Origin of the sequence: Prosthecobacter debontii, assembly GCF_900167535.1 — a bacterium.
Taxonomy (GTDB): Bacteria; Verrucomicrobiota; Verrucomicrobiia; order Verrucomicrobiales; family Verrucomicrobiaceae; genus Prosthecobacter; species Prosthecobacter debontii.
In genome coordinates this window covers 375,530-389,824 of the sequence record NZ_FUYE01000002.1, presented here as the reverse complement: position 1 = coordinate 389,824, position 14,295 = coordinate 375,530, and the positions used below count along the sequence as shown (strand labels likewise).

Annotated in this window: 11 protein-coding genes; 4 read left to right on the top strand and 7 right to left on the bottom strand. The window is 54.4% G+C overall.

Translation table 11 applies throughout. The annotated features are described in order from the left end of the window. Window positions 1-23: 23 nt before the first annotated feature. Genes B5D61_RS03965 through B5D61_RS03945 form a run of 5 tightly spaced genes read right to left on the bottom strand, consistent with a single transcriptional unit; the run spans window position 24 to window position 6,350 of the window. Window positions 24-2,078 carry a hybrid sensor histidine kinase/response regulator gene (locus B5D61_RS03965; RefSeq protein WP_078812001.1) on the bottom strand — a complete coding sequence of 685 codons (2,055 nt, stop codon included), beginning with the start codon at window positions 2,076-2,078 and terminating at the stop codon, window positions 24-26. Between the two features lie 46 nt (window positions 2,079-2,124). Beyond that, the gene (locus B5D61_RS03960) at window positions 2,125-3,750 is read right to left on the bottom strand and encodes a methyl-accepting chemotaxis protein (RefSeq protein ID WP_078812000.1); all 1,626 of its coding nucleotides are present in this window, start codon (window positions 3,748-3,750) and stop codon (window positions 2,125-2,127) included. Window positions 3,751-3,800: 50 nt separating this feature from the next. Then, a complete protein-coding gene (locus B5D61_RS03955) occupies window positions 3,801-4,388 on the bottom strand; it encodes a chemotaxis protein CheW (protein ID WP_078811999.1) in 588 nt (195 codons plus the stop codon). 7 nt (window positions 4,389-4,395) lie between these two features. Continuing rightward, window positions 4,396-5,841, bottom strand: coding sequence for a CheR family methyltransferase (locus B5D61_RS03950; protein WP_078811998.1), 1,446 nt, complete (start codon window positions 5,839-5,841; stop codon window positions 4,396-4,398). After that, window positions 5,838-6,350, bottom strand: a complete 513-nt coding sequence (locus tag B5D61_RS03945) for a chemotaxis protein CheW (RefSeq protein WP_176159211.1) — start codon at window positions 6,348-6,350, stop codon at window positions 5,838-5,840. Before B5D61_RS03945 ends, B5D61_RS03950 begins: the two co-directional genes overlap by 4 nt. Before the next feature lie 116 nt (window positions 6,351-6,466). Here B5D61_RS03945 and B5D61_RS03940 point away from each other — a divergent pair, with 116 nt between their 5' ends. Further along, the gene (locus B5D61_RS03940; protein ID WP_078812170.1) at window positions 6,467-7,888 is read left to right on the top strand and encodes a class II fumarate hydratase; all 1,422 of its coding nucleotides are present in this window, start codon (window positions 6,467-6,469) and stop codon (window positions 7,886-7,888) included. 66 nt (window positions 7,889-7,954) lie between these two features. After that, window positions 7,955-11,197: a PAS domain-containing protein gene (locus tag B5D61_RS03935; RefSeq protein WP_078811997.1), complete on the top strand. Its 3,243-nt coding sequence runs from the start codon at window positions 7,955-7,957 to the stop codon at window positions 11,195-11,197. On the opposite strand, the gene B5D61_RS03930 is transcribed toward B5D61_RS03935, so the two are convergent. Then, entirely contained in the window at window positions 11,194-12,081 is an 888-nt protein-coding gene (locus B5D61_RS03930; RefSeq protein WP_078811996.1) for an MBL fold metallo-hydrolase, read from the bottom strand. The two genes, B5D61_RS03935 and B5D61_RS03930, sit on opposite strands and share 4 nt — an antisense overlap. A gap of 88 nt (window positions 12,082-12,169) precedes the next feature. Between B5D61_RS03930 and B5D61_RS03925 the strand changes: the two genes are divergently transcribed. Then, window positions 12,170-12,757, top strand: a complete 588-nt coding sequence (locus tag B5D61_RS03925) for an LOG family protein (RefSeq protein ID WP_078811995.1) — start codon at window positions 12,170-12,172, stop codon at window positions 12,755-12,757. Here B5D61_RS03925 and cutA read toward each other — a convergent pair. Beyond that, complete coding sequence (gene cutA / locus B5D61_RS03920; protein ID WP_176159210.1) at window positions 12,754-13,086, bottom strand: divalent-cation tolerance protein CutA; 333 nt, start codon at window positions 13,084-13,086, stop codon at window positions 12,754-12,756. The two genes, B5D61_RS03925 and cutA, sit on opposite strands and share 4 nt — an antisense overlap. 12 nt (window positions 13,087-13,098) lie before the next feature. Between cutA and B5D61_RS03915 the strand changes: the two genes are divergently transcribed. Then, a complete protein-coding gene (locus B5D61_RS03915) occupies window positions 13,099-14,274 on the top strand; it encodes a two-component system sensor histidine kinase NtrB (RefSeq protein ID WP_078811993.1) in 1,176 nt (391 codons plus the stop codon). Window positions 14,275-14,295 lie beyond the last annotated feature (21 nt).

The window sequence follows — 14,295 nt, the reverse complement described above, 5'->3', positions numbered from 1 at the left end:
CAAACAAGCATGGCTGCAATGGATCAAACAAGCTGACGTACCACTCGGAGTAACTCTTGATGATCGAAGCGCTCTTTCACGATATAAGCGTCCGCTCCGAGTGCCAGCCCGCGCTCCTGATCTTCGTTCTTGCTCAATGAGGTGACCAAAATGACGGGAATTTGAGTCAGTGCGGGTTGGGCTTTCATCGTCGAGAGCAGTTGGAATCCATCCAGGTGGGGCATCTGTACATCGCTGACGACGAGAGAAATGCCCCCACTATGTAGAATGTTTAATGCAGCCCGGCCATCTTCCGCTGTGCGGACATGATAACCAGCCGTTTCCAAAATACTTTTTTGCAGCGTCCGCGCGGTGAAGGAGTCGTCAACGACTAGCACGGTGGCTTGCCGAAGCGCCACAGGTGCAGTCGTGGCAGGGGTTTCCTCCGGAAGGGGAACTGCTCGACAGCGATCCACGAGGGTCTGAGGATTGAGAACGAGAATGATGGAGCCTTCATCAGTGACGATGCCCCCTGAAAAGTGAGGAGACAGTGACGCCGGGAAGGGGAGGGGCCGAATTAGGGCACGAATCTCTCCCAAAAAGGACTCCACATGCAAGGCAATAGGCCGCTGACCTTCCAATACAGCCAGCAGAATTTGGCCTTCCCCATCTCGCAAGATGCTCGGTGGTTTCCCTGCGGCTTCGGAGGCTGTGGTGACTTGGATTGAGGTGCCTTCCCAGAAGACCACGCTTCGTCCATCCACCAAATGAATGTCGTTCACACGCAGCAATACTTTCAAAGCACTGAGCGGGAGGGCAAAAAGATGCCCGCATGCTTTGAACAACAGCAGACGCCGCGCAGAGATGCTGACCGGGATGCGAATTTCAAGTCGGCTACCCAGGCCAGGCTCAGAGGTCATGGTCACATCTCCCTGAAACTGAGCCACTCTTTCACGAACGATGGAGAGACCCATGCCTCGGCCTGAAACTCGGGTGACCTCGTGGGTGGTGGTGAGGCCTGAACTGAAAATTAGATCGGTAATGGCCTCTGAAGACAGTTCTGGCAGCTCAGCATGGGTGATGAGTCCTGCTTGGAGTGCTTTTTGCTTCACCCGGTCGACATCCACGCCTTGCCCGTCGTCCGTAAGCGTCAGGCATAACAAACTATTTTCGATTTGAAGATCCAAGCGCACGTCGCCTTCTTCGGCTTTTCCTGCCTGACGTCGTCGCTGGGGAGATTCGATACCGTGTGAAACCGCGTTGCGGAGTGCATGCATTACCGGATCCTTGAGCGCTTGGAGAACCATGCGGTCCGCTTGGAGCTCCGTGCCTGTCATGGTGAAGCGGATGGGCTTACCAGCCTCATTGGTGAGGTCGCGCATCATTTTGGGGAAGCCTTCGAAGACCGAGCTGATCGGCACGAGACAGATGCGATTCACGTGTTCCTGAAGCTGACTGCTGAGCACTCGGAGAGTCCGGCTCCCACGGCGCTGTCGGTCGCGGATCTGTTGAAGGTGTTTCCCAGCCTCTCGGATGTGATAGCGCAGATCTCCTGGCTCGTGGCGGTCTAGGTGTAGGAGCTTGCGCAGACGCTCGAGTTCCGTGGATAACCCATCCAGATCTTCGCTCAGGGATTCCTGACGGCTAGCTTCGGAAAGAACCAAGCCGGAAGACTGCACTAAGTCATCTAGCAAGGAGGTTTCAAGGTGGAGGGTGCTTTGACTCGCTGTGGGCTTGGGAGAAGCTTGATCGCTGGCCGAGGTCGGAGCCAGTTCACGTTCCATGGCGGCGGCCATGGTGTCTTCCGCAGCATTGGCCTGAGCTTCAATTTCCCGCTTCAATTCTGCGGAGAAAGTGGCCTCTTCTTGGGTCAAGTCAGAGAGCAGGCTCTCGAGATGATGGGCGATCGTTTCGACCTCTTGGAGGTCACATACTCTTGCACTTCCCTTCATGCTGTGGGCCATCCGAAAAGCATCGTCCAGCAGGGCGGCGGACACAGCAGGCCAAGCGGCCAGCATCGCACGGATCACCTGCATCTGTTCTTTGAACTCAGTCTGAAAAGCGGCGAGCACCCGCTGATGGAGATCAGAGTCTGACATGGAAGATCAGGAAATAGACGGAGGCTAGAAGAGTGAAGAGAGATCGTTAAACTTGATAGCGGCTGACGGCCGTTCTCAGTTGCAGGCTCAATTCGTTGAGGTTGGCCAAGGCTTTTTCGAGTTGGGAGGTTCCGATGGCGGTTTGTTCGGTGGCCTGGCGAATGTCCCGCATGCCTTGCGTGACCTGGTCAAAACCGATCTGCTGCTGACTGGTGGAGGCAATGATTTGCTGAAAGGCGTGCACACTCTCCACCGTGGTCCGCGTCATCTGATGAATCGTTTGTTCGGTGATCTCGGCTTGCTGTTTGCCGGAATCGGAGCGTTTGACCGCTTCCTCAGTCATCATGACCGTGCTGTTGATGCCACGCTGGATCTCGCCCAGGATCGATCCTACCTGAACGGTGCTCTCTTTAGCCCGCTGTGCCAGATTGCGCATTTCCCCGGCCACAACGGCAAAGCGGTTGCCTTGTTCCCCAGCCGAAGCAGCTTCGATGCTGGCGTTGAGTGCGAGCAGGTTGGACTGTTCGGCGATTTCATTGACGGTGCTGACGATTTCACCAATGGCCTGCGTGCGTTCGCTCAGCGCCACAATCCGGGTGGCCACGTCTTCCACCTGCTGGCGAATGCCTTCCATCAAGCGGCTGGTCGTTTTCACAGCGTTGATGCCGGATTCACCTGCGGCGGAGGTGGCTTCAGCGGTGGCGGCCACCTGTTTGGCTTTATCGGTGATCTCGTTGCCAGATTGGCTGATCTCCTGCATGGTCGCGGAAATTTCATGGACGGTCGCGGCTTGCTCTTTGGTGCTGGAGGCTTGCTGCTGAGTGGAGGCCAGGATTTCTGCGGCGGCCGAGTTGATGTTCCCTGTCACATTGAGGATCTGACCACTCAGCTCTTTCAGGTTGTCGAGCATGTTATTGAAAGAGGCTCCGAGTCGGCCGATCTCGTCGCTGCTGTTCACCTCCAATTTCGAAATGCGCAGATTGCCCGTAGCGATGCTATTGGCTGACTCCACCACACTCTGCAGCGGCTGGCTGATGCTACGGGCGATGAACCAACTGAAGAGGAAACTTAGAAGCGCAGCGACGGCGGCCACTCCACTTTGGGTTTTGATGAGTTCCTCCACCTGGTCTTCCATGTGGCGGGTAAAACCTCTGGCGATCTCAATTCCGAGATCTTGGATTTCCGCTTCCTTGGCCAACAGATTGTTCAGCAGTTCATCGTATCCCGCTGCATCGGGGGCCGTTGTGATAAGACGATCGATGTCCTGGACGGAATCATTGATGAGCTGAGTCTGAGACTGAAGGAGCCCGCGCAGATATTCCGATGGGGCGGCAGGCATATCCATGGTTTCAGGATAATTGAGGCGGACCAAAATGGGGCCCCCGTAGGTGAGGGCCTTCTGGCCATCCAGCCACGCTTTGCGGATGTAATCCAGGCGCTCACGCGTGGTCTTGTTTTGGATAATTAAGAGGGCGGTTGCAAAGTGCTGCTGCTGGAGCATGCGCTGTCTGCCCACTTTCTCGACGATTTCGATGTTACCTTGCTGGTCTCGGGAGGTCGAAATGGTGGAGTACAGCACACCTGCCAATATCAAGATAAAGAAGAGCGGGATGAAAGTGAGTTTGATGCCGACGTTAAGGTCGCTCCAGGGATTTCGGGGTGTCGGGGACATGAGAGAGCAAAAGAAAGGGATTCGTGCTGCGGGAGCCGTATGGCCGTAGGTTAAATCAGATGTTGTTGTTGGTTCTCCAACGAAGTGACGAGATGATGAATGTCGAGAAGCACGCCAGGGCGGCGTTCAGAGCCGTAGAGAAAGAGACGGTCACTCTGCCAAGCATCTTCAGTGAGTTCCACCAAGTTGAGCGCCTGGGTGCAGCCCACAGCCAGATTCAAATGGGGATGGCGGAGGAACACGGCTTGGGGGAAGGTGTATTGGGTGGTGGGCTTTTCATTCATCAATAGCCAAGGATTGATGAGAGCTGCCATTTGGTTGTGAATATTGATCACCCCGAGCAATAATTCATGGGCATCGGGGATGGGGGCTGGCTGGCGCTCCAGGTTCACCACTTCTTGGATCCATTTGATCTCGATCCCCGCCGTGTAAGAACCGACTTCGATCAAGAGAAGGGTGCGGCTGGTGGCAGGGGCGCTTGGCGTTAGATTCCGTCGATGTGCGAGTTGCTCCGCTCTTTCGGCTAAAATGCGTTCAACCGCCTCTGGCGGAGGTTGAAAAGAGCTCTCTAATAAACGGCTGCTGGCATCCAATTGTTCGTGCACAGCATGCCAGTCGATATCACGTGTTTCAGTCATGGTGAGTCTAGCGAGCTTCGGCTAAAGTTTCTGGCATGGCGAGGAGGGAGCGAAATTCTCGGACGGTCAATCCCTGCCCAAGAGGGACGAGATCGTCCGCTTGTGCGTCAAGGAGGAGATCAAGAGCATTCTGGTAGTGCTTTTTGGCGTTGTGGCCTTGGCGTTCTTGCACCAGACCGAGATAATAATGTGCCAGAGCAAGATCGCGTTTGAGATATAAACTACGGCGAATTGACCGCTCAGCCGCCACCCATTCGCTTAGCTGATACAGGATCATCCCGTGGCAACAATGCCCTGCGGCGGAAAGGGGCTCGTTGAGCAAAAACGTATCGCAAGCTTGCAAAGCCTCAAGAAGAGCCCCGCGATCCGCAAGCTGCATGGCGGCTTCCAGGGGGTAAGACTGGGGGGGAGATTCTGCTGCTGCGTCAGGCTTCGGTAAAAAGCTCTCCGACAGAAATGGGGACGGCGATTCAGGGGTGGAGAAGCGGTCGCTGGCGACTTCGAGGGCGGGTAACGTGACCGGGAGTGGAGCCCATGCAGTTCGGGGAGGTGGATATGCCGGGGTGGAGATGGATTCTAGAATTTCGCTGCCCCCCGTGGGCCGTTGGTAAAGGATGGCCCCTTTCGTGTTCACCGTCCTGAACATTCGGAAAGTGTTCGTATGAGGTTCTGCGTGGCCGACGGCGAGCCAGCCTCCCGGGCTTAGGCTATCGTGAAACTGATGGGCTAATTTCTGGATGAAAGCCTGATCAAAATAGATCATCACATTTCGGCAAATGATCAGATCAAAGGCTGCGAGTCCTTCCGGTGAGTTGGGAAAGGGATCGGAGGCTAAGTTGTGGGATCGAAAGGTCACCCCAGATCGGCAGCGGTCCGTCAGACGCCACTTATTACCCTCTTGAGTAAAGCAGTGATGGAGAATCTGCGGAGGCATGCCGCGCAGTGCCCAGGGGTCATAGGCCCCGGCTTGAGCCACCCGCAAAAAACGGCGGTTAATGTCCGTGCCGAGAATCTGGATGGACCAGTCTTTAAACTGCATGCCCAACATCTCTCGAAGAAGAATAGCAATCGAGTAAGGTTCAGCTCCGATGGAACAGCCTGCACTCCAGATACGCAGTGTTTTGCTGGCGGCTTTACGTTGGAGAATGTCTGGAAAAACTGCGCTTTGAAGTGCCTGAAACATCTCCAGGTGACGAAAGAAAAAGGTCTCTCCAATGGTGAGTTCCTCCACGAGGGCGTCCAGATCGGAGGCGTTCGATTGGATGCGGCTTAATAGCACCCCGGCAGAGGGCCTGCTCTTCCCTTGACCAAAGACGCGCTCCAATGCGGCTGCGAACTCCGTCTCCCGACTGCTGTAGTAAGACAGTCCAGTGCGTTGGATGATCCAGTCTTTGAGGGGAAGAAACTGAGGGTCGCTCAGCCATTCCTGTGACTTGGGGGCAGCAATTATCACGCAGATTGCAAGGCTGGGGTGGGAGCGGTGATCAGTGTCAATCGGTCAAGTTCTCGAGCTCGGAGTTGCTCTATCCTCAAACGCTCGGCTTCGAGCAACAGCTTTTCAGGGTTGAGCAGAATGACGGGAGGTTCCTCAGGCAGGATGCTGTCCGCACAATCATTCAAGACGTGATCCTCTGGCACGGGGCTCAGGTCCCGGGTGCGATACGGCAGCAGTTCCAAGTCATTGCCTACAACCCACGCCAAGTTTTGACCGCAGATTCGAGTTATCACCAAGCGATCCGTTAAGCGCAGAGGCAGGTCTGAAGAATAGGGGGCTGGTAAGACAAGCTTTTCCAGCCGAATCACAGGCACCAGCGTGTGATTGATCGAGAGAAATCCCCTTAACAAGGGTGGTAACTCGGGAGGTGTAACGAGACGGGCTGAAGGAACCACTTCCTGCACATGCATGGCATCGAGCCCCAGACGGACATTCGCGACTGAAAAAGCGAGCAGGGATCGATTCATGGAGAGACAGCCTACCATGACCTCGCTTATTTTAACAGAGAGAAAATGGCACGGTGCCGAAGAAGGAATGTGCTTTTGTGCTTTAGTTTGGCATGACTTCGCTGAACATCTCCAGCATGAATGTCCGCACTGAAAAAGACAGCATGGGCGAGATGGAAGTGCCTGTAAACGCACTGTATGGAGCATCCACTCAAAGGGCGGTCTTAAACTTCCCCGTGAGCGGCCAGCCAGTGCCTTTGTCCGTGATTCATGCCTACGGATTGATCAAATGGGCGGCTGCTAAGGCACATGCGGAGCTGGGGTTGCTCTCGGCTGCTCGGGCCCAGCTCATCGAGCAGGCGGCACTTGAGGTGGCCGAAGGGCGTCTGGATGCTCACTTCGTGGTGGATGTTTACCAGACCGGCTCTGGGACGAGCACGAACATGAATGTCAATGAAGTGATTGCCCATCGCGCCTCCCAAATGGAAGGCCCCGCACAAGGTGAAGTGTCTATTCATCCGAATGACCATGTAAACATGGGGCAGTCATCCAACGATACCTTTCCAACCGCTCTCCATCTGGCTGTGGGGCTTGCGATGGCGAGGAACCTCCAACCTGCTCTCATGGGATTGGCCTCCAGCTTGAAAGTCAAAAGCCGTGAGTTTTGGGACGTGCTGAAAATCGGGCGCACGCATCTCATGGACGCGACACCCGTTAGGCTGGGACAAGAATTTCAAGGCTATGCACGCCAAGTGGAGTTGGCTGTGGAGCGAGTGAAAAAAGCGGTATCGGCGGTGCTGGAATTGCCCTTGGGGGGCACAGCCGTGGGCACAGGTCTGAATCGACATCCGGACTTTCCGGGGATAGTGATCACTTTATTGGCAGAAAAAACCAATCTGCCTTTCCGAGAAGCGGCAGATCACTTTGAAGCCCAAGCTGCTAAAGATGCCTTGGTTGAAGCCAGTGGCCAGATCAAGACCGTCGCTACCGGATTGTTCAAGATTGCCAACGATATTCGTTGGTTAGGGTCTGGACCTCAGTGTGCCATTGGCGAGATCTCCTTACCGGCGACACAGCCAGGAAGCAGCATCATGCCTGGGAAGGTGAATCCCGTCATGAGTGAAAGCCTCATGCAGGTCTGCGCTCGTGTGTTTGGGAATGATGCCACCGTGACGTGGTGTGCCGCCAATGGGAATTTTGAGCTCAACGTGATGATGCCCGCTCTGGGAGCAGCACTTCTGGAAAGCATCGCCCTACTTAGCAGGTCCGTGGCTCTGTTCGATGAGCGCTGCATTCGAGGCATCACCGCCAATGAGCAGCGGTGCGGTCAATTCATCGAACACAGCATGGCGTTGATCACGGGGCTCAATTCCAAAATTGGTTACGATCAGGCTTCGATCATTGCCAAAGAGAGCGCACGCACGGGAATCTCCGTGAGAAAACTCTGTCAAGAGCGCTTAGAAGATCTGGGAATCAGTCAGGAAGAACTCGATGAAGCGCTGGACCCAGCACGAATGTGTGCTCCTGATGCGTCCACAGTGGGAGCTAGCGGCGGATAAAAAGAGCGTGGTTTCCATGCGTCTGCCCTCGGTTGGTATTCGAATCTCTATTTTGTTTTTTTGATCATGGAAACCTCCTCGTCGGGTCCTGCATCGACTTTTGTTCCGATCCTCCCCGGCGACGGTGATGAACGTGTGCTGCATATCTTGGAATGCATCACGGATGGCCTTTACTGCTTTGATGCGGATTGGCGCTTCACCTTCATCAATGAAACAGGTAAACGAATTTTGTCGATGAATGGCGTCAATGCTGACGGTTTGATCGGTCAAAGTTACTGGGATGAGTTTCCTGAGACGCGTCAGACCCTCATCGGGCAGGAGTTTCAGCGAGCCGTGGCCGAGCAGATCTCCGTCGAGTTTGAGACCTTTTATCCACCTTGGAACCGCTGGTTTTCGATCCGAGCATATCCCATTCGCAGTGGTGGATTGGCGGTCTATTTCCAAGAGATAACCCAAGCTAAGGAGGCCGAGAGGGCTTTAAGAGAAAGCGAGGAACGTTATCGAACCTTATTCAACTCCATCGATGATGGCTTCTGTGTGATTGAAATGGTGTGGGATAAGCACGGCCAGCCTCAGGACTATCTTTTTCAAGAAATCAATCCTGCTTTCGAAACGCACACAGGTTTAAAAGATGCCGTGGGGAAAACCATGAAGGAACTCAATCCGGTGCACGAGGCGCATTGGTTTGAAATTTATGGGAAGGTGGCTCGGGAGCAAAAACCTCTACGTTTTTCACAGAGTTCAGAGTCTCTGAAACGCCAGTTTGACTTGTATGCCTTTCCGATCGGTTTGCCTCAAAAGTCACAGGTGGCGGTCATCTTTAAAGACGTGACGAATCGTCATCAGGCAGAGTTTGAAGTGAATCGATTGGACCAAGAAAAACGCGCGCGCGTGGCTGAACTAGAAACGCTCTTGGATGTGTTGCCCATTGGCATCGCTATCGCCAACGATCCCGAATGTCGGAATATTCGTATCAACAAAGTCTTTTCATCGATTTTGGAAGTGCCTCAAGGAGCGAATGCTTCCAAGACGGCTCCCGAGGGGGAGGCCCCAACCAACTTTCGTGTGACAGACGACTGGGGGAATGAGATTCCCAACGAAAAGCTTCCGATGCAGGTTGCCGCACGCGAGGGAATTGCCGTGCGTGATTGTGAGATCAATGTTGTGCATGCAGATGGCCGTGAGGTGCGGCTTCTGGAGTCCATCGCTCCTTTGTTTGACGAAGATGGTAAACCGAGGGGGAGTATTGGCGCATTTGTCGATATCACGGAGCGCCGTAAGCAAGAAAAGCGACAGAGTTTTTTAGTCGAGTTAGACGATGCGGTCCGACCCTTGGGCGATGCGGAAGAAATCGTCGCTATTTCTGCTCGTTTGTTAGGCGAGTATTTGCAAGTGAACCGCTGTGCGTACGCAGATATCGGCGAGGATCAGGACACGATGTCGATCACGGGAGATTACACCCGAGGGGTTCCCAGCATTGTGGGCCGTTTTACATTCACTCAGTTTGGCGAAGAGGTCTTACGCCTGATGCGTGCGGATCAGCCTTATGTGGTGGAGGATGTCGAGGTCTTGCCGTTGTCTGAGGCGGAGCTTGCAGTGTATCACGAGACTCAAATTCGTGCAGTCATCTGTGTTCCATTGCACAAAGAAGGTCGATTTGTCGGAGCGATGGCGGTCCATATGACGACTGCAAGACAGTGGACGGAAGATGAAGTTTCCTTGGTGCAGTTGGTGGCCAATCGCTGCTGGGAAGCGCTCCAGAGGGCGCAAATCACGCGGGTGCTGCAAGAGAGTGAAGAGCGATTTCGCCAGATTGCGGACATCATGCCTCAAGTCGTTTGGTTAGCTAACCCAGACGGTTATGTCAGCTATTACAACCGACGGTGGTATGAGTTGTCGGGTCGCCCGGATGGTGAAGTAGGTTCCATCAGTTGGCTTGCAGTGATGCATCCAGAGGATATCGAGCATTCGATCGACCGCTGGGCCCATTCCGTGCGCACCGGCGAAGATTATCAAACGCGCTACCGTTGGCGAGATCAGGCCACAGGCGCCTATCGATGGTATTTGGGCCGAGGTGTTCCGCTTCGTGATGAGCGAGGAGAGGTGATTCGCTGGTATGGTACGTCCACGGATATCGACGATGTGGTGCGTGCTGAGGAGTTGGCTCGTGAAGCTAAGGCCGAAGCAGAAAGAGCGAATCGAGCCAAAGACGAATTCCTTGCGGTCTTGTCGCATGAGTTACGTACACCGCTGACGCCCGTGCTCATGGCGGCGGAAGATTTGTGTGAGGATCCAGCCCTGCCTTCTCATGTGCACGATACCCTTTACATGATGCGCCGTAACATCATGATGGAGGCTCGTTTGATCGATGATTTGTTAGACCTCACTCGAATCATCCACGGCAAGCTGGCGCTAAGACTGCAAAAGACAGACGCGCATTCCTTGATCGCATTAGCCCTGGAGATTGTGAGAGATGAAGCCCAGGCGAAGGGATTGGTGATTGAAGTGAAGCTGTTGGCCCAACATGCTTGGCTGGAGTGTGATCCGTCACGTTTGCAGCAAGTGTTTTGGAACCTGCTCAAAAATGCGGTGAAGTTCACCCCTGCAAGGGGACGCATTTCCATCGTCTCCCGTAATGAAGGCGAGAGATTGCTCGTGGAGGTGACGGACGACGGCATCGGGATCGCTCCAGAAACGCTTCAGAAGATCTTTTTACCATTTGAACAAGCTGGTTTGGCCAATGATCACCGTTTCGGAGGATTGGGTTTAGGCTTGGCTATTTCCAAGGCTATCGTCGATATGCATGGAGGTGGTATCTTTGCAGAGAGCGCAGGCCAAGATTGCGGTGCAACTTTTCGTGTGGAGTTGCCGGTCGTTTCGTTTGATGGCGACTTTAGTAGGGACAGCGATCCCTCACAGGATACCTCGAAGGACAACAGATCTTCGGACTCCCTGCCGCTGCGACTGCTGTTGGTGGAGGATCATGAGCCGACCCTGACCGTTTTGGCCCGGCTTTTGAGACGCGCGGGACACCACGTGGATACCGCGAGCTTGGTGGCTGACGCTGAGAGATTAGCCAAAGGATCCGTCTATGATTTGGTGGTCAGTGATATCGGTTTACCCGACGGCACCGGTATCGACTTGATGCGCCGCTTGCGCGACCGACACGGCCTGCGCGGCATTGCCCTGACTGGCTATGGCATGGAAGAGGATCAACGCTTGGCTTATGAAGCGGGATTTGTAAATCACCTGACCAAACCCGTGGACTTTGCACAGCTCCGGCGGGTGCTTGCAGAAGCTGTGCGCTAAGAATTCTTTTCCACAAAAAGGCGCACTCCATCGGCGCACATCTGGGTCGAGTTAGCCATTTCATGAAGCCTCCAAGCTTCCTCCGAGAGCCCTACGGAGGTAGCCAAGGTCCGCTCAGTATCCTCATATTTTTCACGGAGCTGATCTTCGGTTAGGCCTTGTTGGACCCATTGCCGGACATTTTGGTGGACTTGCTCAACCCGGCCTTGGTAATGAAGAAGGTGCTTTTGGACATCCGTGATTTCTCCGAAATGGGTGAGAAAAAGCCGATCGAAATGACCTGCCAGAAGCCGATTCAAGGATGCGAGGTAGGCGGGAGGATCGAATTGGGGGGGAGCTGCGGTGACAGACAGATAGCCGCTTTGCTTCAACCGAAGCCCCGCGACATCTCCCGTAAAACAGGCGGAGCCAACGATAAAGGCCAGATGATGCCTGGCGTGCCCCGGTGTATCGCAGGCGACAATCTGCTGATCTCCGATGACTAGGCTTTCTCCATCCTTGAGGATCGTCACCTTTTCAGCAGGGGCAGGTAACATCTCTCCCCAGAGGCGGTCCATGGCATCACCATAAACCATGCGGGCACTTTCGACCAGACGGCTTGGATCGATAAGATGACGGGCCGCGTTCGTGTGACAATACACCTGGGCTCCCTGTTGCGCCCACCACCCGGCAGCACCTGCGTGGTCCAGATGGATGTGAGTGACTAAGACATGGCGCACACTTTCGAGACGGAACCCTAAGTTCGAGATGGCTTGGCAAAGTGTGGGTAAGGTTGAGCCTGGCCCTGTTTCGATCAGGGCCAATTCTCCCTGACTTTCTACCAGATAGGCAGCGATGAGCCCTGGAGTGTTCTGAAAATGCAGATCGAGCGTGTGAACGGTCATGATGTTAACATGGGGGAGTTTCCCAGGGGACGCCAAGTGAAGGTTTTCTGCTCTTGATGAAAAGGTGGTTTACGCACAAAGAAAGCAGATGCGTATCGCGATCTATTGTGGAGCTAATGGTGGGCATGATCCTCTCTATCGCCAAGCTGCTGCCGGTCTAGCAGCCCATTTGGCACGCCAGGGCATCGGACTCGTTTATGGCGGCGGAAATGTGGGCCTGATGGGGGTGATTGCTGATGCTGCTCTGGAGGCTGGAGGCAAGGTCATCGGGGTGATTCCTCAATCCCTCATGGAAAAAGAGTTGGGGCATGGCGGAGTGACTGAATTGCATGTCGTGCGCTCAATGCATGAGCGGAAGCAGATGATGGTGGACTTGAGCGACGGTTTTATCGCTCTTCCGGGGGGGTTTGGCACGCTCGATGAGTTGTTTGAAACCCTGACTTGGCTGCAACTTAGCTTCCACGGAAAACCTGTGGGTTTGTTCAATGTGAATGGCTTCTTCGATGGACTGCTCCAGTTCCTTGATCACATGGCCTCACAGGGGTTTTTGCGCCAAGTTCACCGGAATTGTGTCCTCGTTTCGGACAATCCCGATGATCTGTTGGCTCAAATGCGAGCGTTTCAGGCTCCAGACTTGGGCAAGTGGATCGAAACCATGGTGGCTGCGGAACGCTAAACAATGATCGGCTGTGTGACTTCCTTAGCGACCCACTGAGCATAAGCCGCACTGACCTGAGCGGCAGGGAGGGCCACGATCTCAGGCAGCTCGTAGGGGTGGAGTTCGCGTAAGCGTTTCTCCAGAGCAGGGTAGGTTCCCGCGGTCGTTTTAAAAATCGCCAGGACTTCGGCGTTGGTCTCTACAGCTCCCTGCCAGCGATAAATCGACTCTAGCTGAGGACACAAACTGACACATGCAGCCAGTTGCGATTCCACCAGCGCTGTGCCAGTTTGTCTCGCCTTTTCGACATCTGGAAACGTACTTAAAACCAGCAGAATTTCGGTCATAGCCGTCATTGTATGAGATCTGCCTTCCTAGACAAGCTGCTCAAACGCATGGACCGCCTGGAGCCCTCCGAGGTCCAGGGGGTTGTCGTTGAGTTGATCAAGGAAAAAGGCTTTCTCGAGAAAACTTTTCAGGCTCTCCAGGAGGGGGTCATTCTGCTGGATAACGAGCGGCGTGTCACCTACGTCAACCGGGCGGCTTGTCAGCTCTTCGGCTTGAAAGAAGAACAGGTGATCGGTCAAAAGATCACCCAAGGCCTGCGCGGACTGGATTGGACGGAACTGCTAAAACCCGGCACCGTGGTCAGTCGGGATTTGGAGACGTTTTACCCCGAAAATCGATTTCTAAACTTCTACATCACCAGCATTGATGATCACCAGCCGCTGGGATTCGTCATGCTCATTCGGGATGTGACGGAAACCCGCAAACGAACGGAGGAGCAGATCGAAAGCGAGCGGCTGAATGCTTTCACTCTTCTCGCAGCCGGGGTGGCTCATGAGTTGGGCAATCCTTTGAATTCGCTCACCATTCATCTGCAATTGCTGGAGCGGCGGTTGAAGAAAATGGGGAAGAGCTCCGACCCGCTACGTGAACATCTGGATGTCGCCACGGGAGAGATCAAGCGGATGGACCGCATCATCAGTCAATTTTTATCGGCCATTCGCCCTACGAAGCCGCAGCTCCAGCGCGTGCAGATCTCGGATCTGGTTCATGAGAGTCTACGTTTTTTAAAGCCAGATCTCGACCAGGCTGGGGTCAAGGTGCGGTTGGATCTTCGCACGGATATGCCCGCCATGCCTCTGGATGCTGACCAGATGAAGCAGGCGCTTTATAACCTCATTCGTAACGCTTGCCAAGCCATGCCCCAAGGCGGCACGCTGACGATCCAAGGCAGTTACACGGACTTCGAAGTTCACCTGAGTTTTGAAGATTCTGGTAAAGGCATCAGCCCAGAGCAGATGGGGAGATTGTTTCAGCCCTTCTCCACGACTCGGGCGACAGGCACAGGCTTGGGACTCCTGATTGTCAGACGGATCATTCGTGAACACGGTGGCGAGATCGATATCGAAAGCCGTGTGGGTAAGGGCACGCGCGTCAGCCTCTGGTTGCCTCTGATTGAGCGTAAAGTGCGGCTGTTGGAGGCGGGGACTGTTGACGAAATCAAACCTCCGTCATCTAGCAACTCGTGAGCGACATCGAACTAAAATGAT